The 20,561-nt window shown below is 52.5% G+C and carries 17 protein-coding genes and 3 pseudogenes; 10 read left to right on the top strand and 10 right to left on the bottom strand.

Going from position 1 to position 20,561, the window contains the following annotated elements:
• Window positions 1-13 precede the first annotated feature (13 nt).
• Together radA and nadR are read left to right on the top strand one after the other, a co-directional pair.
• Window positions 14-1,396: a DNA repair protein RadA gene (gene radA, locus H2P46_RS03955; protein WP_193403885.1), complete on the top strand. Its 1,383-nt coding sequence runs from the start codon at window positions 14-16 to the stop codon at window positions 1,394-1,396.
• A 97-nt stretch (window positions 1,397-1,493) separates the two neighbouring features.
• The gene (gene nadR / locus H2P46_RS03950) at window positions 1,494-2,732 is read left to right on the top strand and encodes a multifunctional transcriptional regulator/nicotinamide-nucleotide adenylyltransferase/ribosylnicotinamide kinase NadR (protein ID WP_193403884.1); all 1,239 of its coding nucleotides are present in this window, start codon (window positions 1,494-1,496) and stop codon (window positions 2,730-2,732) included.
• An 83-nt stretch (window positions 2,733-2,815) separates the two neighbouring features.
• On the opposite strand, the gene H2P46_RS03945 is transcribed toward nadR, so the two are convergent.
• The gene (locus tag H2P46_RS03945; protein WP_193403883.1) at window positions 2,816-3,817 is read right to left on the bottom strand and encodes a zinc-binding alcohol dehydrogenase family protein; all 1,002 of its coding nucleotides are present in this window, start codon (window positions 3,815-3,817) and stop codon (window positions 2,816-2,818) included.
• A 95-nt stretch (window positions 3,818-3,912) separates the two neighbouring features.
• Here H2P46_RS03945 and H2P46_RS03940 point away from each other — a divergent pair, with 95 nt between their 5' ends.
• The 3 genes and pseudogenes from H2P46_RS03940 to H2P46_RS22875 all read left to right on the top strand — a co-directional run.
• Window positions 3,913-4,809 carry a LysR family transcriptional regulator gene (locus H2P46_RS03940; RefSeq protein WP_193403882.1) on the top strand — a complete coding sequence of 299 codons (897 nt, stop codon included), beginning with the start codon at window positions 3,913-3,915 and terminating at the stop codon, window positions 4,807-4,809.
• Between the two features lie 67 nt (window positions 4,810-4,876).
• Window positions 4,877-5,094, top strand: a pseudogene (locus tag H2P46_RS03935) (IS30-like element IS30H family transposase); the annotation flags it as partial.
• Between the two features lie 3 nt (window positions 5,095-5,097).
• Window positions 5,098-5,247 (top strand): annotated as a pseudogene (locus H2P46_RS22875) (STY4528 family pathogenicity island replication protein); the annotation flags it as partial.
• Between the two features lie 37 nt (window positions 5,248-5,284).
• Here the strand turns inward: H2P46_RS22875 and H2P46_RS03930 are convergent.
• The 4 genes from H2P46_RS03930 to H2P46_RS03915 form a co-directional block, all read right to left on the bottom strand.
• Complete coding sequence (locus tag H2P46_RS03930) at window positions 5,285-6,574, bottom strand: carbohydrate porin (protein WP_193403881.1); 1,290 nt, start codon at window positions 6,572-6,574, stop codon at window positions 5,285-5,287.
• Complete coding sequence (locus tag H2P46_RS03925) at window positions 6,571-7,977, bottom strand: glycoside hydrolase family 1 protein (RefSeq protein WP_193403880.1); 1,407 nt, start codon at window positions 7,975-7,977, stop codon at window positions 6,571-6,573. Before H2P46_RS03925 ends, H2P46_RS03930 begins: the two co-directional genes overlap by 4 nt.
• 96 nt (window positions 7,978-8,073) lie before the next feature.
• The gene (locus H2P46_RS03920; protein ID WP_193403879.1) at window positions 8,074-9,510 is read right to left on the bottom strand and encodes a PTS transporter subunit EIIC; all 1,437 of its coding nucleotides are present in this window, start codon (window positions 9,508-9,510) and stop codon (window positions 8,074-8,076) included.
• Window positions 9,511-9,771: 261 nt separating this feature from the next.
• A complete protein-coding gene (locus tag H2P46_RS03915) occupies window positions 9,772-9,963 on the bottom strand; it encodes a PRD domain-containing protein (protein WP_338103631.1) in 192 nt (63 codons plus the stop codon).
• Between the two features lie 19 nt (window positions 9,964-9,982).
• Here H2P46_RS03915 and H2P46_RS03910 point away from each other — a divergent pair, with 19 nt between their 5' ends.
• Window positions 9,983-10,951 (top strand): IS5 family transposase, encoded by a 969-nt coding sequence (locus H2P46_RS03910; RefSeq protein WP_193403199.1) that lies wholly within the window; start codon window positions 9,983-9,985, stop codon window positions 10,949-10,951.
• 44 nt (window positions 10,952-10,995) lie between these two features.
• Here H2P46_RS03910 and licT read toward each other — a convergent pair whose 3' ends face one another.
• The gene (gene licT, locus H2P46_RS03905) at window positions 10,996-11,676 is read right to left on the bottom strand and encodes a BglG family transcription antiterminator LicT (protein ID WP_238938919.1); all 681 of its coding nucleotides are present in this window, start codon (window positions 11,674-11,676) and stop codon (window positions 10,996-10,998) included.
• Between the two features lie 448 nt (window positions 11,677-12,124).
• Window positions 12,125-13,792 (bottom strand): energy-dependent translational throttle protein EttA, encoded by a 1,668-nt coding sequence (gene ettA, locus H2P46_RS03900; RefSeq protein ID WP_193403878.1) that lies wholly within the window; start codon window positions 13,790-13,792, stop codon window positions 12,125-12,127.
• A gap of 227 nt (window positions 13,793-14,019) precedes the next feature.
• Between ettA and H2P46_RS03895 the strand changes: the two genes are divergently transcribed.
• Window positions 14,020-14,925 carry a 2-hydroxyacid dehydrogenase gene (locus H2P46_RS03895; protein WP_238938918.1) on the top strand — a complete coding sequence of 302 codons (906 nt, stop codon included), beginning with the start codon at window positions 14,020-14,022 and terminating at the stop codon, window positions 14,923-14,925.
• Window positions 14,926-14,929: 4 nt separating this feature from the next.
• Here the strand turns inward: H2P46_RS03895 and deoR are convergent, their stop codons facing one another.
• Complete coding sequence (deoR, locus tag H2P46_RS03890; protein WP_193403950.1) at window positions 14,930-15,694, bottom strand: DNA-binding transcriptional repressor DeoR; 765 nt, start codon at window positions 15,692-15,694, stop codon at window positions 14,930-14,932.
• Window positions 15,695-15,710: 16 nt separating this feature from the next.
• Window positions 15,711-16,391 (bottom strand): annotated as a pseudogene (gene deoC, locus H2P46_RS03885) (deoxyribose-phosphate aldolase).
• A gap of 180 nt (window positions 16,392-16,571) precedes the next feature.
• On the opposite strand from deoC, the gene rbsK reads away from it, so the two are divergent.
• The 3 genes from rbsK to H2P46_RS03870 are packed head-to-tail and all read left to right on the top strand — an operon-like array spanning window position 16,572 to window position 19,834.
• On the top strand, window positions 16,572-17,489 hold the full coding sequence (gene rbsK / locus H2P46_RS03880) for a ribokinase (RefSeq protein ID WP_193403949.1): 918 nt from the start codon (window positions 16,572-16,574) through the stop codon (window positions 17,487-17,489).
• Window positions 17,490-17,498: 9 nt separating this feature from the next.
• The gene (gene fucP, locus H2P46_RS03875) at window positions 17,499-18,824 is read left to right on the top strand and encodes an L-fucose:H+ symporter permease (protein WP_193403877.1); all 1,326 of its coding nucleotides are present in this window, start codon (window positions 17,499-17,501) and stop codon (window positions 18,822-18,824) included.
• A complete protein-coding gene (locus tag H2P46_RS03870) occupies window positions 18,821-19,834 on the top strand; it encodes an aldose 1-epimerase family protein (protein WP_193403876.1) in 1,014 nt (337 codons plus the stop codon). The genes fucP and H2P46_RS03870 overlap by 4 nt, the downstream gene beginning before the upstream one ends.
• Before the next feature lie 27 nt (window positions 19,835-19,861).
• Here the strand turns inward: H2P46_RS03870 and urtE are convergent, their stop codons facing one another.
• The gene (gene urtE, locus H2P46_RS03865) at window positions 19,862-20,560 is read right to left on the bottom strand and encodes an urea ABC transporter ATP-binding subunit UrtE (RefSeq protein ID WP_193403875.1); all 699 of its coding nucleotides are present in this window, start codon (window positions 20,558-20,560) and stop codon (window positions 19,862-19,864) included.
• Window position 20,561: the final 1 nt, after the last annotated feature.

Raw genomic sequence — 20,561 nt, 5'->3', positions numbered from 1 at the left:
CAGAGGTATTGATTTGGCCAAAGCGGCAAAACGCGCATTTGTCTGTAATGAATGCGGCGCAGATTATCCACGCTGGCAGGGGCAGTGTAGCGCCTGTCACGCCTGGAATACCATCACTGAGGTGCGTATCGCCACCTCGCCAGCGGCAGCGCGTAATGAGCGTTTAAGCGGCTATGCGGGCAGCGTAGGCCCAGGCCGGGTACAAAAACTGTCTGAAATCAGTCTGGAAGCGTTACCGCGTTTCTCGACCACTTTCAAAGAGTTCGACCGCGTATTAGGTGGCGGCGTCGTGCCAGGCAGCGCCATCTTAATAGGCGGGAATCCGGGCGCAGGAAAATCGACGCTGCTGTTACAGGTGATGTGCAAACTGGCGGGAGCGATGAAAACGCTGTACGTCACGGGCGAAGAGTCGCTGCAACAGGTCGCGATGCGCGCCCATCGTCTGGGATTACCGACAGAAAATATGAATATGCTGTCGGAAACCAGCATTGAGCGAATCTGCCTGATCGCCGAACAGGAAAAGCCCCAGCTGATGGTGATCGACTCCATTCAGGTCATGCATATGGCTGATATTCAGTCCTCGCCAGGTAGCGTGGCGCAGGTCCGCGAAACCGCTGCTTACCTGACGCGCTTCGCCAAAACGCGTGATGTCGCCATCATCATGGTGGGTCACGTTACCAAAGACGGTTCGCTGGCTGGCCCTAAAGTACTGGAGCACTGTATCGATTGCTCAGTCCTGCTGGATGGCGATGCGGATTCACGTTTTCGCACGCTGCGTAGCCATAAAAACCGCTTTGGTGCCGTAAATGAGCTGGGCGTCTTTGCCATGACTGAACAGGGAATGCGTGAGGTGAGCAATCCCTCCGCCATCTTTTTGTCGCGCGGCGATGAGGTGACATCGGGCAGCTCCGTCATGGTGGTATGGGAAGGGACGCGTCCGTTGCTGGTAGAGATACAGGCGCTGGTGGATCACTCAATGATGGGCAATCCACGTCGTGTAGCGGTGGGTCTTGAACAGAATCGCCTGGCGATTTTGCTGGCGGTGCTGCATCGTCACGGCGGGTTGCAGATGTCGGATCAGGACGTCTTTGTCAATGTGGTTGGCGGCGTGAAAGTCACTGAAACCAGTGCGGATTTGGCATTAATGCTGGCGATGGTGTCTAGCTTGCGCGATCGGCCTTTGCCGCAGGATTTAGTGATTTTTGGTGAAGTTGGATTAGCGGGTGAAATCCGTCCGGTGCCGAGCGGTCAGGAACGCATTTCGGAGGCGGCGAAACACGGATTTAAGCGTGCCATTGTACCGGCTGGAAACGCGCCGAAAAAACCGATCGATGGAATGAAGATTTACAGTGCGAAAAAGCTGGCGGATGCGCTGGCAATTCTGGACGAACTGTAAGCGCGATGGTTATGCCCTCCTGGCTGTACCGGCAATGTGGAGCGTGCCAGGAGGGCCAGTTTGCTTGTCCAATTGTTAATCACGCAGGAGGCACGACATGTCGTCGTTTGACTATCTAAAAACGGCTATTCGCCAGCAGGGCCACACGCTGCAACAGGTTGCGGATGCCAGCGGCATGACTAAAGGTTATTTGAGCCAACTGCTTAATGCCAAAATCAAAAGCCCCAGCGCGCAAAAGTTAGAAGCTCTACACCGTTTCCTGGGTCTGGAATTTCCACGACGGGATAAAACCGTCGGCGTGGTCTTCGGCAAATTCTATCCTCTTCATACCGGTCATATTTATCTGATCCAGCGTGCCTGTAGTCAGGTGGATGAACTGCATATCATCATGGGCTATGACGAGTTGCGCGATCGCGAGTTGTTCGAAAACAGCGCCATGTCACAGCAGCCGACCGTCAGCGACCGTTTGCGCTGGTTGTTACAAACGTTTAAACACCAGAAAAATATCCGCATCCATGCATTCAATGAAGAGGGCATTGAACCGTATCCGCATGGCTGGGATGTATGGAGCGAAGGCGTAAAAACATTTCTTGGTGAACATGGCATTGCGCCCGACTGTATTTACACCAGCGAAGCGCCCGACGCGGAAATGTACCAACAACACCTTGGCATCCCAACGGTGCTTGTCGATCCTAAACGATCATTTATGAGCATCAGCGGTGCGCAAATTCGCCAGGATCCGTTCCGTTTCTGGGAATATATCCCAACGGAAGTTAAACCGTTTTTTGTGCGTACCGTAGCGATTTTGGGCGGCGAATCCAGCGGTAAATCAACGCTGGTGAACAAGCTTGCCAATATTTTTAATACCACCAGCGCCTGGGAATATGGCCGTGATTATGTCTTTTCCCACCTGGGCGGTGATGAAATGGCGCTGCAATATTCTGATTACGATAAGATCGCGCTGGGCCAGGCACAATATATCGATTTTGCCGTGAAGTACGCGAATAAAGTCGCCTTTATTGATACCGATTTTGTGACTACTCAGGCGTTTTGTCTGAAGTACGAAGGACGCGAACATCCGTTCGTTCAGGCATTAGTCGATGAATATCGCTTCGATTTAGTGATCTTGCTGGAAAACAATGTGCCCTGGGTGGCTGACGGGTTACGCAGTCTTGGCAGTTCGGTGGATCGTCGCGAGTTTCAATCCATGCTGGTGGCCATGCTACGTGAGAACAATATTGAGTTTATTCATGTGAAAGAAGACGATTACGACACGCGTTTTCTGCGCTGCATTGAGCTGGTGAAAGGCATGCTGGGAGAGAAAAGCGGACAGTGATCCGAGGGACAATTATTGTCCGCTCTTCCTCCCCCGTCCCGCCTCATCAGTCGAAGAGGTCCAGGCGGGGCGAAACCCTCTCATTAATAAACTATCACCACCTTGCCGCGCATATGACCTTCCAGTACGCGTTGATGCGCGGCCTTCAACGTCTCAACGCTTAATCCCTGTAACGTTTCATTCAGCGTGGTCTGTAGCTTTCCTGCATCCAGCAACTCAGCCACGGTGTCCAGAATTTCACCCTGACGCGCCATATCTGGCGTGGTGAACATGCTGCGGGTATACATAAATTCAAAATGCAGCGCAGCGCTTTTCAGTTTCAACTGATCCATCGACAGCGGATGTTCATTTTCTACGATGGTACAAATGTGTCCTTGCGGTGCGATCAACTGGGCCATGGTTTCCCAGTGACCATCGGTATCGTTCAGGCAGAAAATATAATCAACCTGCTTAAGCCCAAGTTTTTCCAGCTCGCCGATCATATCTTTATAATTGATGACCTGATCCGCTCCGCGATCGCGGCACCATTGTGCTGAGTCCTGCTGGGATGCGGTGGCGATCACTTTTACTTTACTGCGCAATTTCACAAACGGGATCGCCAGGGATCCTACACCGCCCGCGCCGCCAACGATCAGCAGCGTTTGATCTTCCGTTGCGTTTTGCAGGTTAAGACGTTCAAATAATCCTTCCCAGGCGGTCAGCGCAGTCAGCGGGAGCGCCGCCGCCGCTGCCCAGTCGAGGTTTTGCGGCTTGTGGCCGGTAATGCGTGCATCGATCAGCTGTTGGCTACTGTTGCTGCCGGGACGCGTAATGTCACCGGCATAATACACTTCATCGCCAGGCTTAAAATTGCTGACTTTGCTGCCAACCTCCAGCACCACGCCGCTCGCATCCCAACCTAAAATGCGCGGCAACTGTAAGCCGTTCTTAACCGCTCCTTTGTGCACTTTGGTATCAACCGGATTTACGGAGGCGGCTTTCACTTCTACGCGAAGGTCGTATTCGCCGGGTGTCGGTGTTTCCGGGTTAATTTCGATAAATTCTTGTGGATGTTCTGGATTAACAGCAATAGCGCGAATCGTCATATTTGTTCTCCTGTTTGGATGGCTTAAGTGTAGAAGCTCGATTTCATGATGATAAGATGGACAATCTTTCATAGCGTGTTCGTCTGAGGTGAACAATGACGTTTCGTCAGTGGCAGGATATGGCGCTGTTTGCCCTGGTAGCAGAATGCGGCAGCTTTACCGCTGCGGCGCAACGTGTCGGATTACCCAAATCCAGCATGAGTCAGCGTATCAGTCATCTGGAGCAACGTCTCGGCATCCGTTTACTCAACCGCACCACACGCCAGCTCAAACTGACCTTTGCAGGGGAACGGTATTTGCTGCACTGTCAGGAGATGATGCAGGCCAGCGAACGCGCCGACCAGACGATGGCTAATCTGCGTGAAAATCCCAGTGGGCGGCTGCGCATTACCAGCCCGGCGGGTATTGGTGCCACGCTGCTGGCGCGCTGTAACGCGGAATTTTTGCAGCGTTATCCTGACGTGATGTTAGACGTCTCGGTCTCGGATGATATTCGCGATTTAGTACAGGATGGCTTTGACATTGCGTTGCGTACCGGGCAGCCGCAAGAATCATCCTTGATCGGTCGTCGGGTTGGCTATTGCGAACGGACGCTGGTGGCATCGAAAAGTTACCTTGAACAACATTCGCTCATTACTCATCCGCAACAGCTGGCTGCTCATCGCTGTATCGCCCATCGTGCATGGAATGAATGGGTGTTGAAGCAGGAAAAAGAGTATTACCGCTGGCTGCTACCGCCGGGCCATCTGACTGATAATCTGGTTTACGCGCGCGAATGTGCGTTAGGCGACGCGGGCATTACGCTGCTGCCGCGTTTTTTAACCGAGGGCGCCATGGCTGACCATCGTTTAGTACGCGTACTGCCGGAATGGGAGATGGAAGGTAATGAGCTGTGGCTGGTGTACCCGAGCCGCAAGCTAAACTCGCCAGCGCTGGTAAAGTTTATTGAGTTCGCCTTGCAATCGACGGTGTTTACAGCGTTTTATCGCTAATTGATTGTAGATTCAATTGATCAAGGCAACATATAAGTGGAAATGACGTGTGACAGAGATTTTTTGAATGAGGCGGACATTTACGGCTAAGGAAAATTGCTCGTTTTTGAGCTGCGGAAGAATAGTAAGGACGTTAGCGAGATAGCTAAAATCCTGGAACCGACACCAGGGGCCATATTCGGCATGCTAAGAGACACTGGCGGGATAAAACCCAATGAACGCAGGGGGGCGGTGGCGCATCTGACACTGGCTGAGCGCGAGGAAATTCGTGCTGGTCTTTCTGCTTAAATGAGCGCACGCCTTTCTTCTCTGAATAAAAGGGGCTGGATGATGCTCCGCCTTTACGCACAAAGCAATGGAGGCGCAATTTTTCTAACCTACGACGAGATGCAGCTTGCCTCGCCGGGGCGCGGGAAAGCCTCGCGTGAAACATCATCCTGAACAAAAATCTGTCAACCTTCCCGCCTGTCGCAAACTACAAATTAACCACAATCTGCGTCAGCAGGTTCCAGGCGTCATCTTCCTTCGGCGTGACAGAAGGATGATGCGTCCATGCCAGCTGATTGGTCCAGTAAATCCCGTTTGTAATCCGCAGAGTATATGCCGTTGATGCCGTGGTGCTGAAACGCTCGGCGCGCTGGTTGTGTCGCTCGAAGTAGCGCCTGGCGTCATCGCTGAACTTGTTATAGGCCAGGCCGAACGACAGCATGTCCGACGGCCGTGAATCAAATGGCCCGATGCTGAACAAGGTTAACGATGCATCGGCATTGAACACGTTGCGGTTCTGCGGTGCGTAGTTAGTTTTGCCGTCGATATACCAGCCACGGAACGGCAGACTGCTGTCGGGCTGTGTCAGCTGACGGGTCGCGGCAAGATAGTGTGACCAGGTATTATCTTCGTCTTGCCCGGAGTTGTAGTTGAAGTAAGGCGTTTTGTTATAAACCGAGCCACCGCGTACCCACATCATCGGCAAACCGTAATCCGAATTGACGCGATAACCCATTTCGTTAATGGCTAGTGTACCGGCATCAGGCACTTTCCAGCGCAGTCCGTAGATGTTGTATTTCGAATCCGATTCTAATCCGTCAGAGCTTTGGCTTCGTGAGACGCCAAAATGATCGTACCAGCGTTTATTTTCAGACAGCAGCCGCACGTCAAATCCTGGGCTGGGTTTCAGGCTGGTTAGACCGGCCTGATTGAGCATCACGCTGGTGGGGCCAAGCGCTGAGGACGCGGTGCTGCTGCCGAGATACAGGCCATAAAAATAGCTTAACCAAGCAGAATAGCCGTAGTGCAGAATAACCCGGTTATGGAACAGCGATTGATACACCGACAATTCGCTGATGGCAACGTGGCCGTCCTGCCCGTTGCCGCGATAGTTATTATAGGCATACATCACGCCCAGATTAAGTTGGGCATTATCGGTGAAACCAATACGAGACAGGTCATAGGTCACGTTGGTACTCACCACGTTACCGGTGGTGAGTCGCTGTCCAACGTAGCTCGGCGGGTTCTTCCAGTTACCCGCCACGTCATAGGTCAGATTGGTCAGCAGCTGAACCTGAGCAAAGAAGCCGTTATCCGCCATGTCCTGACGCAGTCCGCCCCATTCGGGGAAGACGGTGTCGCACACCGAGCCAATACTCGGTGTTTCTGGGCCCTTTGGCAGCAACGTGTCAAAGCGGGCGCAATCGCTGTCGGCGGCCTGCGCCAGCCTGCCGATACTCATTAACAACGCGGTCAGCAGAAGCGGCTTACTTTTCATTTTTTTGCCTCTCTCACCAGCGATTCGCCGTCGGTCGCAATCACCTGTTTGTACCAGCCAAAGCTCTTCTTACGACGGCGCTGTAGGGTGCCTTCGCCGTGATCGTCGCGGTCAACGTGGATGAAACCGTAGCGTTTGGACATCTCACTGGTTGAGGCACTGACGATGTCTATCGGGCCCCAGCAGGTGTAGCCCAACACATCGACGCCGTCGGCAATCGCCTCATGAACCTGCACCAGATGGTCATTGAGGTAGGCGATGCGGTAGTCGTCCTGAATGCTGCCGTCGGCCTCAAGGCGGTCTTTGGCACCCAGCCCGTTTTCGACGATAAACAGCGGTTTCTGATAGTGATCCCACAGCTGATTCAGCAGATGACGCAGGCCCGCCGGATCGATCTGCCAGCCCCATTCCGATGCCGACAGGTAAGGGTTGGGGATCATCTTGAGAATGTTGCCGGTAGCCTGTTGCTTGTCTCTATCGGCAGAGGCACAACTGCTCATGTAGTAGCTGAAGGACAGGAAATCGATGGTTTCGCGCAGGTCTTCTTTGTCCTGTGGGCTGATTTCGAGCACGATGTTTTTTTCTTTGAAACGGCGCTGGATATGGCTCGGATAGTCGCCGCGTGCCTGCACGTCGAAGAAGAACAGCCATTCGCGCTCTTTGCGCTGTGCCTCAAGTAAATCGTCGGGATGACAGGTCAGGGGATAGTACGGCATGGCGGCAACCATGTTGCCGATTTTGGCATCGGGAATGATACGATGACAGGCTTTCACCGCACGGGCGCTGGCCACCAGTTGATGATGCACGGCCTGATAGACAGCCTGTTCGCTGCTGCCCTCTGGCAGTCCCAGCCCGGTGAAGCACGAGAACAGCGACACGTTAATCTCGTTGAACGTCAGCCAGTATTTCACCTTGTGCTGGTAGCGCTTGAAGACGGTGGTGGCATAGCGTTCAAAGAAGCCGATGGTCTTACGATTGCCCCAGCCGCCGTAATGTTTAGCCAGATGGTAAGGCATCTCGTAGTGGGAGAGGGTGATAAGCGGCTGAATACCGTATTTGAGCATCTCGTCGAACAGCGCATCGTAGAAAGCCAGGCCTTCTTCGTTAGGCACGTCTTCATCACCGCGCGGGTAGATGCGCGTCCAGGCGATGGAGGTGCGCAGGGTCTTGAAGCCCATCTCGGCAAAGAGCGCAATATCCTGCGGATAGCGATGATAGAAATCGATCGCGATCTCCTTGAGGTTAAACTCCCCGGCAGGGCGTTCGGTCGCCGGATACATCAGGCCGTGTGGCTGATAGTCAGAAGTTGAAAGGCCTTTTCCGGCAACGTCATAGGCACCTTCTACCTGATTGGCGGCCAGTGCGCCGCCCCAGAGGAAATCAGTCGGGAATGTGGTTTTCATCGTGTATTCCTTCTCGTTTATGGTGAAAAAAGAGCGCAGTAATCCTGCATGAGCCGGGCTCACGCACTATTTCGGTCAGCGTAAAATGGGGTTACGTCAGGTCGTAGACAGAGAACGCAGTTTCTCGGGCTTCTCGGGTTGGTCGTCTGGCACGCCATACAGCCAGCTGCTGATGAAGGCGAACAGGAAGGCGGCAAGCGAGCCGATCAAGATGCCCCAGAATCCGCTGTCGACGCCGTTTGGTGAGATAAATGACGGGAAGCCAAAGATGCCCAGCGCGCCAAAGGCATAAGCGGTGCCGTGGTAGTAGCCGGTGATGGCTCCGCCGAGCGCGCCGCCGATGCAGCCAAAGATAAAGGGCCGTTTTAGCGGCAGGTTGACGCCGTAGACGGCGGGTTCGGTGATACCAAAGATACTGGAGATAAACGACGGACCCGCCAGACTTTTGAGTCTGGAATTACGGGTGCGCAGCAGCACGCTCAGCGTTGCGCCAGACTGCGCCCATACGGCGGGCTGCACCAGCGGCGAAATTGTATCAACCCCACGGGTCAACAGGTTGTTGATCATCAGCGGTGCCAGTCCCCAATGCAGCCCGAATATCACACAAATTTGCCACATCGCACCGAATACGGCGCCGGCAATCATCGGGTTGAGCTGCCAGATCCACATGTAACCGCGGCCAAGGCCGAGACTGAAGTCGGTCGCCAGTGGCCCAATCAGCAGGAAAGTGGCGGGCAGAGTGATCGTCAGGCATAAAAACGGCGTGAAGAATGATTTTATCGAGGCATGCAGCCAGCGATTGAAACGTTTCTCAAGCCAGCAGCTGAACCAGGCGGCGAAAATTACCGGGATAACCGTAGAGCTGTAGTTGATAAAGGTCACGGGCAGGCCCAGAAAACTGAAATGCAGTTTGGGATCGGCCTGTGTGGCGTTAAAAATCTCGATCATCGAAGGGTGAACCAGCGCGGCTCCCAGAACCAGCGTGACGAGAGGATTGCCGCCAAATTTTTTACCCGCCGTATATCCCAGAAGAATCGGCATGAAAAAGAACGCGGCATCGCTGGCGGCGAAGATAATTTTATAAGTGCCGCTGGCTTTATCTAGCCAGTGAAATAACACCGCAAGGATCAATACACCTTTAATGAGTCCGGCTGCGACTAATATACCCAGCAGTGGTGCGAATATGCTGGATATAATATCTACCGCAGCATTAAGTAGTGCTTTAAATCCTTTGGGTTTTGGTACATCTTCCGAGGCTTCTTCGCCAGAATGCATGCTTTCATTTTCTGGAAAATAACGTGATGCCAGGCATTGATATACTTCTCCGACGTGGCTACCAATAACTACCTGAAATTGACCGCCGCTCTCAACAACGGTAATAATTCCCGCGCACGCCTTAAGCTCGTCGATGTTCGCCCGGCGGTTGTCTTTCAGTTTAAAACGTAAACGCGTCGCGCAGTGAATAACACTGATAACATTATCCCGACCGCCAACGCCTGCGATAATTTCATCGCATAAAATAGCATATCCCATGAATTAACCTCTTGTCGGATAACTGACTACGCGAATTTGAAGCAAAAAAAAACTAACTTTGGCGACCCGGAGTAGATAAAAGCGGGAGGCTTTAGTTAGGTTTTGCTCGACAAGTCTGACACTACGTGAAGATAACAATCCTGTTGTGAACGATATATAAATGTAATTTTTTTACTTGTTCAAGTGTTTTTTTATGAAAGTTACTTAAATGTGAGTTGCTTCACAGGGACTTGATTACACCCCTCTTTAGCGGCGTAGAAATCATTTTCTCAACTGCTCAATGTGTATGGTCAGGAACATAAGTTCGTCTTGTGTTAAGATATAGTCATGATGTAATGAAATGTATTTACTGACTTTTTCTGCGCATTGGTGTGAGGTGACATACTTTTTTCTTACCAGTTGTGGCAGGGACGCGTCGTCATTATTGACAACATTACGATGGCTTTGTTGAATAAATCGAACTTTTGCTGAGTTGAAGGATCAGATCACGCATCCTCCCGACAACACAGACCGTTCCGTGGCAAAGCAAAAGTTCAAAATCACCAACTGGCCCACCTACAACAAAGCCCTCATCAACCGTGGCTCCCTCACTTTCTGGCTGGACGATGAAGCGACTCATGCCTGGTATGAGTCGGCAACGCCTTCATCACGGGGAAGACCTCAGCGCTATTCTGACCTTGCCATCACCACCGTCCTGATGATTAAACGCCTGTTCCGGCTGACACTGCGGGCTGCGCAGGGTTTTATTGATTCCATTTTTGCCCTGATGAACGTTCCGTTGCGCTGCCCGGATTACAGCAGTGTCAGCAAGCGGGCAAAGTCGGTTAATGTCTGTTTCAAAACACCCACCCGGGGTGAAATCGCACACCTGGTGATTGATTCCACCGGGCTGAAGGTTTTTGGTGAAGGCGAATGGAAAGTCAAAAATCACGGCAAAGAGCGCCGTCGTACCTGGCGGAAGCTGCATCTGGCCGTTGACAGCAGAACACATGAAGTCATCTGCGCGGACCTGTCTCTGAACAACGTCACGGACTCAGAAGCTTTCCCGGGTCTTATCCGGCAGACACACAGAAAAATCAGGGCAGCCGCAGCAGACGGCGCTTACGACACCCGACTCTGTCACGATGAACTGCGGCGCAAGAAAATCAGTGCCCTCATCCCGCCCCGAAAAGGAGCGGGTTACTGGCCCGTAGAGTACGCAGACCGTAACCGTGCAGTAGCGAATCAGCGGCTGACCGGGAGTAATGCCCGGTGGAAATGGACAACAGATTACAACCGTCGCTCGATAGCGGAGACGGCCATGTACAGGGTAAAGCAACTGTTCGGAGGTTCACTGACGCTGCGTGATTACGATGGTCAGGTAGCAGAGGCTTTGGGCATGGTGCGTGCGCTGAATAAAATAACGAAGGCTGGTATGCCAGAAAGCGTGCGTATTGCCTGAAAACCCGGTCAGCTACAGAGTCACTCGTCCTGAAGCTGATTTATTCAACAAAGCCCATTACGATCAAAAATACGCTGAGCAAAGAATTTAAGGTGAGTGATGAAACGCTGATAGCTTAATGCATCCTCATTGTATTCCAGCGTAAAATGATACTGCACCAGACTGAGAATATCCTGGATAAAACGGGTTATTTTCATGGTGTTCTGCATATTGTCATTTAACTGAGCGTTAACAAGATGCAGAGCGATATATCCGGCTTCATCGTCAGGAAGCAATACGCCAGTATGACGATTAATAATCTGAATGGATGCTTTACCGATGGCGAATTCGGAAGAGTACAGCTTTTTTATTTCCCACTGTAATGTATTGGGGATGCTGATATTTTCAGCAAAGCGTTGTAAAGCATAATTAAGGTGATCGGCAAGAGAAATTATTACGCTGGCATGCAGCTTAGTTTTCAGCCGATTTTTAGCCAGCTCGATAATTTCTTCCGCTGCACTAATACAACTCGCCGGAACTTGTTCAAGTAAGAATTTAAAATGATCGCTATAGGGCGTGTTGAGCGAGAAGACTTTTTCGATCAGGTCTGGATTAATCGATTCGCCCTTTTTTTTTTGAAAGCCGATGCCTTTACCCATCACCACTGTTTCCTGTTTGTTCTCCCCAAGCGTAATCACGACGTTATTATTCAATATGCGATCTATTTGCATTTTATTTATATTCATGAGGGTAGGCCTTATTCCATTAAGGGAAATTAAATATTTGGCGGGAACGTTATGGCAGGTTGAGAGGAGCTGTCAATTCCAACGTATGCTATGTCGAAACGGACACCCCTCTTTTTAGCTAAATTGCAATGGCAATCACAATATGGTGTAAGTCTTGTGTTAAAGGAAGCATCGAATGCGCTCCCTTTAATTATGAAAGATGGGGGTGGACAAGATCGGCTGGTACGCCCGGCAATTCCCGTCACGGCAAGGATGAAGGGGATGACATTTATCATACCAGGCACGCCGCCAGATAACGGCATCACCAAGCCGGTCTTTCCGTCATACCGCTTTTGCTGAGGCGTGAAAAGATGTAAGCGGAAAAGGGGAAAACGCTCTTTTTTTAACGCTACTGCTCCGCGTCAGGAAAGTAGGAGGAGAGATACCTCTCCCCCCACTCATCAACAGCTTATTTTATCATACGTTTGTACTTGATACGCTTCGGCTCCAGCGCGTCGGCGCCCAGCGTGCGTTTTTTGTACTCTTCGTATTCGGTGAAGTTGCCTTCAAAGAATTCGATCTTGCCTTCATCCTGGTAATCCAGAATATGGGTGGCAATACGGTCAAGGAACCAGCGGTCATGCGAGATCACCATGGCGCAGCCTGGGAACTCCAGCAGGGCATTTTCCAGTGCGCGCAAGGTTTCGATGTCCAGATCATTGGTCGGTTCATCAAGCAGCAACATATTGCCGCCAACCTGCAGCAGTTTAGCGAGGTGCAAGCGACCACGCTCACCGCCGGAAAGTTCGCCTACACGTTTACCCTGATCGACACCCTTAAAGTTAAAGCGACCCACGTAGGCGCGACTTGGCATCTCAGTGTTGCCGATACGCATGATGTCCTGGCCGCCGGACACTTCTTCCCAGACAGTTTTCGAATTATCCATGCTGTCGCGGAACTGATCGACGGAGGCCAGTTTAACGGTATCTCCCAGCACAATGCTGCCGGAGTCAGGCTGCTCCTGACCCGACATCATGCGGAACAGGGTGGATTTACCCGCGCCGTTAGGCCCGATGATGCCAACGATGGCACCTTTCGGTACTGAGAACGATAAATCGTCAATCAGCACACGATCCCCGTAGGATTTACGCAGATGGCTGACTTCCAGCACTTTATCACCCAGGCGTGCGCCAGGCGGAATAAACAGCTCGTTGGTTTCGTTACGTTTCTGATAGTCGGTACTGTTCAGCTCTTCAAAACGTGCCAGACGGGCTTTGCCCTTGGACTGACGGCCTTTGGTGCCCTGACGTACCCACTCCAGCTCTTTCTCAATGGATTTACGACGTGCGGCTTCAGAAGAGGCTTCCTGTGCCAGACGTGCATCTTTCTGCTCCAGCCAGGATGAGTAGTTGCCTTCCCACGGAATACCTTCGCCGCGATCCAGCTCCAGGATCCAGCCCGCGACGTTATCAAGGAAGTAACGGTCATGGGTGATGGCTACCACGGTGCCTTCGAAATCGTGCAGGAAGCGTTCCAGCCACGCCACGGATTCTGCGTCCAGGTGGTTGGTCGGTTCGTCCAGCAGCAGCATGTCTGGTTTTTCCAGCAGCAGGCGACATAGCGCCACGCGGCGGCGTTCCCCCCCTGACAGGTTGGCAATCTTCGCATCCCAGTCTGGCAGGCGCAGCGCGTCGGCAGCGCGCTCCAGCTGAGTATTAAGGTTATGACCATCGTGCGCCTGGATAATCTCTTCCAGACGGCCTTGCTCAGCGGCCAGCTTATCGAAGTCTGCGTCCTCTTCTGCATAAAGCGCATACACTTCGTCCAGACGTTTTAACGCGCCAACGACTTCTGCCAGCGCTTCTTCTACCGATTCACGAACGGTATGCTCCAGGTTGAGCTGAGGTTCCTGCGGCAGATAACCAATTTTGATGCCTGGCTGTGGGCGCGCTTCCCCTTCAATATCTTTATCGATGCCGGCCATGATGCGCAGCAGCGTGGATTTCCCGGCGCCGTTCAGGCCGAGTACGCCGATTTTCGCGCCAGGGAAAAAGCTAAGGGAGATGTTCTTCAGAATATGTCGCTTCGGCGGAACAACTTTGCCGACGCGGTGCATGCTATAGACGAATTGAGCCACGTTGTATTGAGCCTCTGGGTCTGTTTGTCGTTTGGATGATGTCGAAGTTTAGCCTTTTTCACTGCCTAATCACAGCCGGGGGGCGGGGATTCTTCCGTTGCGTGCCGTAGTCCAGGATAACTGTTTGATTTACGCACAAACTCAAGTCTATGCTGCATTTTTGCCTGATAAGCGGAGGAAGTTAGATGAGAGTGCTGATCGCAGCGGATGAAAATGCCTAGGGTGGATTGATTGCGTCGATTCGTCAGACTATGCCGGATGTCGAATTTGTCGCCTCGGCAGGCCATGCGGCTGAAAGCCTGGCGGGTTTTGACGCGTTGATTCCCGGCATGTGCAAAGTGGATGCTCGCCTGTTAGCGACCGCCGATCGCCTGAAACTGATCCAGCAAGCCGGAACCGGCCTGGAGAGCGTGGATACCGCCGCGGCAAAACAGCAGGGCATTATGGTGGCGAACGTGCCTTCTCATACTTCCGGCAATGCAGATTCAGTGGCTGAACTTGGTATCTGGATGATGATTGGCCTCGCGCGTCGTCATCAGGAAATCGCGCAATGTCTGGCGCAGCAGCGTCTCGGCCAACCGGTCGGTATTGGTTTGATGGGCAAAACGGTTGGGCTGGTAGGACTAGGCGGCATCGGCAAAGCGCTGGCGAAACGTCTGGCCCCCTTTGGGATGCGCATGATCGGTGTGAAGCGTGAAGCCGATACGGCATTTGCTGAAAAGCACGGACTGGATTGGATCGGCGATATGACTCAGCTACCGCAGCTACTGGAACGCGCTGACTTTGTGGTACTCAGCCTGCCGGATAATGCGCAAACCCATAACATCATCAATGCGAACGCGCTGAATCAAATGAAGCACGGTAGCTTTTTGATTAACCTTGGCCGTGGCGGTTTGATCGACAAGCCGGCTTTTATCGCCGCGTTAGAAAATAAAACGCTGGCCGGGGCCGGGCTTGATGTGTTCTGGCAAGAACCGCCTGCGCCAAATGATGTCGTATTTAGCTACAACGTTATCGCTACACCACATATTGGCGGCGTGACCGATATTTCCCTAGCCGGAAATGTGGCGGGCGTCTGTGATAACTTACGCCGCCTGCGGGATGGTGAAGCGATTGAAAACCGCTGGGCTTAATCGTTTATGGCAGGCGCAGCGGAATGTTTTGTTGCGTCAGCCAGTTTTTCAGCGCCTGATCCGGCGCGCTATCACTCACCAGCAGATCAAAACGCCGCAGTTCGCCAATGCGGGCGGGCAGCACTTTGCCATATTTGCTGCTGTCTGCCACCAGCACTCGCTGACATGCACGCAACATCGCGTGGTGTTTCATGGCTAATTCATTGGTGTTGTAGCAGGTTGCGCCTTGATCTTTATCGACGCCGGCCGCCGAGATAAACGCCAGGGTTGGACAGAGATCATCAAGGATGGAATGCGCGCCAATGGGTGTGAACAGGGCATTATCGGCATGAAATTCTCCACCGCTTAAGATCACATTGCAGGCTGGTTTTTCTTTCAATGCCAGAAAGGTATTCATCGCGCAGCATATGGCCGTGAAGGGCAAAGTGTCAGGAATGGCATCAGCGATATAGGGCAGCGTGGTGCCGCAATCAAAAAATACCGTATCATTTTCACTAATCAAACTGGCGGCCGCCTGCGCCAGGCGCTGCTTTCTGGCGGCATTTTGCCCGTGCTGATCTGAGATAAAATAGTGCCCGGCGTGGCTTTTCGGATCGCTGACAATATAACCACCCAATAGCACTACCGTGGAGGCTGGCTCCGTCAAATCGCGGCGGATGGTCATCTCGGAGACGCCCAGCAGTTGTGCTGCGTCTTTCAGGTGCAGTTTGTCGGTGCGCTTAAGCGCCTGAGCCAGCTTATAAATGCGTTCGTCGCGCCGGGTTTCCATGGTCATCTCTGTGTGTTTAATATCCTGAAGTGGAAGGCGCCTGGCCGGAGACGATGGCGATGCCGGAACTTGTGCCAATGCGCGTTGCGCCCGCGTCAATCATCGCCTGCGCCGTTTGACGATCGCGCACTGCACCGGAAGCTTTCACCGCGACCTTGTCACCCACGCTGGCTTTCATCAACTGTACGTCTTCAATGCGCGCACCGCCATGGCTAAAACCGGTTGAAGTTTTCACAAAAGCGACCTGCAAATCACGACAAATCTCACAAATTTTAATGATTTGCGTCTGATCAAGCAGGCAGGTTTCCAATATTACCTTTAATGGGATCGCCCCGCAAACTTCGCGCACCGCAGCAATCTCCGCTGCCACCGCCGCCATATTGTCACTCTTCAGCCAGCCCACATTAATCACCACGTCGATCTCCTGCGCACCCGCAGCGATGGCGGCCTGGGTTTCAAAGACTTTCACCGTGGTTAAGGTTGCTCCCAGCGGGAAACCTATGACTGAACAGACTTTCACTTCACTGTCGGCCAGACATTGCGCTGCCAGTGGCACATAACCGGCATTTACGCACACCGCATAAAAATGATGCTGTCAGGCTTCGGCACAGAGACGACAAATTTGCGCTTCGGTAGCGTCAGCGGCGAGCAGAGTATGGTCGATATAGTCGGCGTAGTTCAGAGCAGGCAGGGTCATGACAATCTCCAGTTTGATGTTGTTTTGTTAAAATAATAACACTGAGCTATCGCGTCAATCTTCATTTCACCGTTTTAATAACCATTCCAGGATGTGGTTTTTGTCACAAAATTAACTTATGTGAATTTTTATTGTTACTTTTATAACATTTAAAGATTGAAAACTATCCGGGAGGAAATGATGGAGATAGCCGTTATTGGGTCGAATATGGTGGATCTCATCACCTATACCAATCACCTACCGAAGGCGGGAGAAACCCTGGAAGCGCCCGATTTTGCCATCGGCTGCGGTGGAAAAGGGGCTAACCAGGCCATTGCGGCGGCGAAGTTGGGCGGTAAGGTCATGATGATCAGCAAAGTCGGTGACGATCTGTTTGCTCCTAACACAGTGGCGAACCTGCAACAGCAAGGTGTGGATACGCGCTATGTCACTACCGCGCCTGGCACTTCAAGTGGCGTCGCGCCAATTTTTGTCGATGAGCAGTCGCAGAACCGTATCCTGATCGTTAAGGGGGCCAATCAGCAGCTTAAACCCGCAGATATTGATGCGGCGGCTGATGCGCTGAAAGCGTGTCAGCTTATGATCCTGCAACTCGAAATCCCGCCTGAAACGGTCTATTACGCGATCGACTTCGCCCGTCAGCATGACATTAAGGTCATCCTGAATCCTGCGCCCGCCGTCGCGAATCTGGATATTCAGTACGCCTGCAAGTGTGACTTTTTTATGCCGAATGAAACCGAACTCGAAATTTTGACGGGTATGCCGGTCAGCAGCGATGAAGAGGTAAAACTTGCCGGACAGTCGTTGCTTAAGCGTGGGCTGAAAAACCTGATCATCACTCTCGGCAGCCGGGGATCGCTATGGATGAGCAATGATGATCTGCATCAGGTCGCCCCCGTAACGGTCAGGGCAGTGGATACCAGTGGGGCCGGTGATGCGTTTATCGGCTGCTTTGCTTACATGCTGGTAAAAACCGGCAATATCCTGGAAGCGATGCAGCAGGCGTCAGCGTATGCCGCCTGCAGTGTGACGGAGCGCGGTACTCAGCGCTCCTATCCCGACGCGGAAACCTTCCAGCGTTTTCTTAACGTTCACTGAGGTCGAGTCATGCAACAGAACACTGTTCAGCAACCTGATGGCTATTTGAATAAAACACCGCTGTTCCAGTTCATTTTGCTCTCTTGTCTGTTCCCCTTGTGGGGCTGTGCCGCGAGCCTGAACGACATCTTAATCACCCAGTTCAAAAGCGTTTTTGCCCTGAGTGACTTCGCCAGCGCCCTGGTGCAAAGTGCTTTTTATGGCGGCTATTTTCTGATTGCCATCCCGGCTTCGCTGGTGATCCGTAAAGCCAGTTATAAGCTGGCCATTCTGATGGGGCTGGCGCTCTATATTGTCGGTTGCGTACTGTTTTATCCGGCGTCGCATATGGCGACTTACACCATGTTCCTCGCGGCAATTTTTGCCATTGCCATTGGCCTGAGCTTCCTTGAAACCGCAGCGAATACCTATAGCTCAATGATTGGTCACCGCGATCGCGCCACCTTGCGGCTGAACATCAGCCAGACGTTTTATCCGATCGGGGCGTTAATGGGCATCGTGCTGGGGAAATATCTGGTGTTTCAGGATGGGGAAAGCCTGGCAAACCAGATGGCAGGCATGTCGGTCGATCAGGCTCATGCGTTTCGTCTGAGTATGCTGGAGCACACGCTGGAACCGTATAAATATCTGGTAATGGTGTTAGTGGTGGTCATGCTGCTGTTTATGTTTACCCGCTATCCACGTTGCAAGCCGGAAAGCAGCAAAAAATCACAGCCATCGCTGGGTGAAACCTTTCGCTATCTGGCCCATAACCGCCATTTTAAACGTGGCATTATGGCGCAGTTTCTCTATGTCGGCATGCAGGTGGCAGTGTGGTCATTCACCATCCGTCTGGCGCTGACGCTGGGCGCAACCAATGAGCGTCACGCTTCCAACTTTATGATCTACAGCTTTATCTGTTTCTTTATCGGTAAATTTGTCGCTAACTTCCTGATGACGCGCTTCCGGGCAGAAAAAGTGCTGATCGCTTATTCGGTGCTGGGCGTTTTGACGCTGGCCTATGTCATGCTGGTGCCCAACTTTACCGCCGTTTATGCTGCTGTCTTCGTCAGCGTATTGTTTGGACCCTGCTGGGCGACTATCTATGCGGGAACGCTCGCCACCGTGGACAATAAATACACTGAAGTGGCGGGGGCATTTATCGTTATGGCTATCGTCGGTGCGGCTTTCGTGCCCGCGCTGCAAGGCTTCGCTTCCGACCATCTGGGATCGATGCAACTGGCTTTTGGCGTATCGCTGCTGTGCTTTGCCTGGGTCGGTTTTTACTTCTGGGGTGAACTGCGCCATAAAAATCAGGCCATCGCGTCCGGGCGCCTGGTGGAGGAGCTGCAATGAAAACCCGTCTACCGTTACGTCGCGATCAGTTTTATGACACCCCCAGTACGCTGCTGCAAAGTGATGACTTTAAGGTTGAGCTATTCCGTTACCCGGCGGGCATTGAGGCCGTGCGTATAAACACGCGGTGCGGCAGTGTAATTGTGCTGCCCTTTTATGGGCAGATGATTTGGGATGCGAACTTTGACGGACATTCGCTAACCATGGGGCACAGTTTTAAACAGCCACTTGCGGGTTCTTCAATCATTGATACTTATGGCTGTTTTGCTTTTCACTCGGGCCTGCTGGCAAACGGCTGTCCTGCGCCTGATGACGACCATCCGCTGCATGGCGAAATAGCGTGTGCACGCATGGACAAGGCCTGGATTGCCCTGGAAGAGGGCAGGGTATCGCTGGAAGGCGAAACGGAATATGTGAAAGGGTTCGGCCATCACTATCTGGCGATGCCAGCGGTGCGTTTGTCAGCTAATGAATCACGGTTGCATATTGAGATGACGGTAAAAAACCTGGCGGGTGCGCCAATGCCTTTGCAGTATATGTGTCATCTCAACAGTGCATGGATAGAGCAGGGATATTTCCGGCAGTCCATTCCTGAAGATGCATTTGCATTACGCACTTCTGTTCCTGCTCATGTCCAGCCAACGCCATCGTGGCGCGCCTATACCGCACAGTTGGCGCAGGATCCGCAATCCTTCAGACAGCTGGATAAGCCGGAGATGTGCGATCCTGAAATCGTCTTCTTCGCTGACGATCTGGCCCGCTATGGCGACGAAGTACAGTTTGAGCTGCACTCACCGCAGGGTTACGCCTTAATGACGCGCTTTTCCACCTCGCAGTTTCCTCACGCAACGCGTTGGATGCTACACAATCACGATCAGCAGGTTGCCGCCTATATCCTGCCAGCCACTTGTCGGCCTGAAGGCTTTCGTGCCGCACAGCGCGCCGGTACGTTGATTGCGCTGGCACCCGGCCAGCAGCGACATTTTTCGGTTGAAACTGGCTTGCTGTAAGACTTATCAGGCAGCTGAAAAGCTGCCTTAAATCGCGACCAGTCCGCGCACGCCGTCCGTTTCCATGCTGTCACCACGGCCGCGCTGAACAATTTCACCACGCGACATTACCAGATAACTGTCTGCCAGCTCGGCCGCAAAATCGTAAAACTGCTCCACCAGCAGGATCGCCATATCACCACGCTGTGCCAGCTGGCGGATCACTGCCCCGATCTCTTTGATCACGGAAGGCTGGATCCCTTCGGTGGGTTCGTCGAGAATTAAGAGCTGCGGACGACAGGCCAGCGCCCGTCCGATCGCCAGCTGCTGCTGCTGTCCGCCAGAAAGATCGCCGCCGCGCCGCGATTTCATTTCAAGCAGCACTGGAAATAGCTGATAGATCTCATCCGGCACCTGTTTCGCCTGTGAAGCGGAGAAGCGCGACAGGCCCATCAGCAAATTCTCTTCTACCGTCAGGCGCGGAAAAATTTCACGCCCCTGCGGCACATAAGCGATGCCGGACTGCACGCGCTGATGCGGTTTGCGCGCATTGATCACGTTTTGCTGCCAGCGAATTTCACCCGATTTGGCTGGGATCATTCCCATCAAACATTTCAGTAATGTGGTTTTACCGACGCCATTACGGCCTAACAAACAGGTGATTTCACCGATTTTTACCTCAAACGACAGGCCACGCAAAATATGGCTTCCACCGTAATATTGATTCAGTTCAGTAACTTGTAACATG

This window comes from Mixta mediterraneensis (genome assembly GCF_014946725.1).
Taxonomy (GTDB): domain Bacteria; phylum Pseudomonadota; class Gammaproteobacteria; order Enterobacterales; family Enterobacteriaceae; genus Pantoea; species Pantoea mediterraneensis.
The sequence above is the reverse complement of the archived record's forward strand: the minus strand, read 5'-3'. Positions and strand labels throughout refer to the sequence as shown.

Coding starts and splice junctions, on each gene's coding strand:
- H2P46_RS03940 (WP_193403882.1), top strand. CDS start 3,913: ATGACGTTTCGTCAGTGGCAGGATATGGCGCTGTTTGCCCTGGTAGCA.
- fucP (WP_193403877.1), top strand. CDS start 17,499: ATGCAACAGAACACTGTTCAGCAACCTGATGGCTATTTGAATAAAACA.
- licT (WP_238938919.1), bottom strand. CDS start 11,676: ATGAATATAAATAAAATGCAAATAGATCGCATATTGAATAATAACGTC.
- H2P46_RS03925 (WP_193403880.1), bottom strand. CDS start 7,977: ATGAAAACCACATTCCCGACTGATTTCCTCTGGGGCGGCGCACTGGCC.
- urtE (WP_193403875.1), bottom strand. CDS start 20,560: ATGTTACAAGTTACTGAACTGAATCAATATTACGGTGGAAGCCATATT.
- rbsK (WP_193403949.1), top strand. CDS start 16,572: ATGGAGATAGCCGTTATTGGGTCGAATATGGTGGATCTCATCACCTAT.
- nadR (WP_193403884.1), top strand. CDS start 1,494: ATGTCGTCGTTTGACTATCTAAAAACGGCTATTCGCCAGCAGGGCCAC.
- H2P46_RS03945 (WP_193403883.1), bottom strand. CDS start 3,817: ATGACGATTCGCGCTATTGCTGTTAATCCAGAACATCCACAAGAATTT.
- H2P46_RS03870 (WP_193403876.1), top strand. CDS start 18,821: ATGAAAACCCGTCTACCGTTACGTCGCGATCAGTTTTATGACACCCCC.
- H2P46_RS03920 (WP_193403879.1), bottom strand. CDS start 9,510: ATGGGATATGCTATTTTATGCGATGAAATTATCGCAGGCGTTGGCGGT.
- deoR (WP_193403950.1), bottom strand. CDS start 15,694: ATGGAAACCCGGCGCGACGAACGCATTTATAAGCTGGCTCAGGCGCTT.
- H2P46_RS03930 (WP_193403881.1), bottom strand. CDS start 6,574: ATGAAAAGTAAGCCGCTTCTGCTGACCGCGTTGTTAATGAGTATCGGC.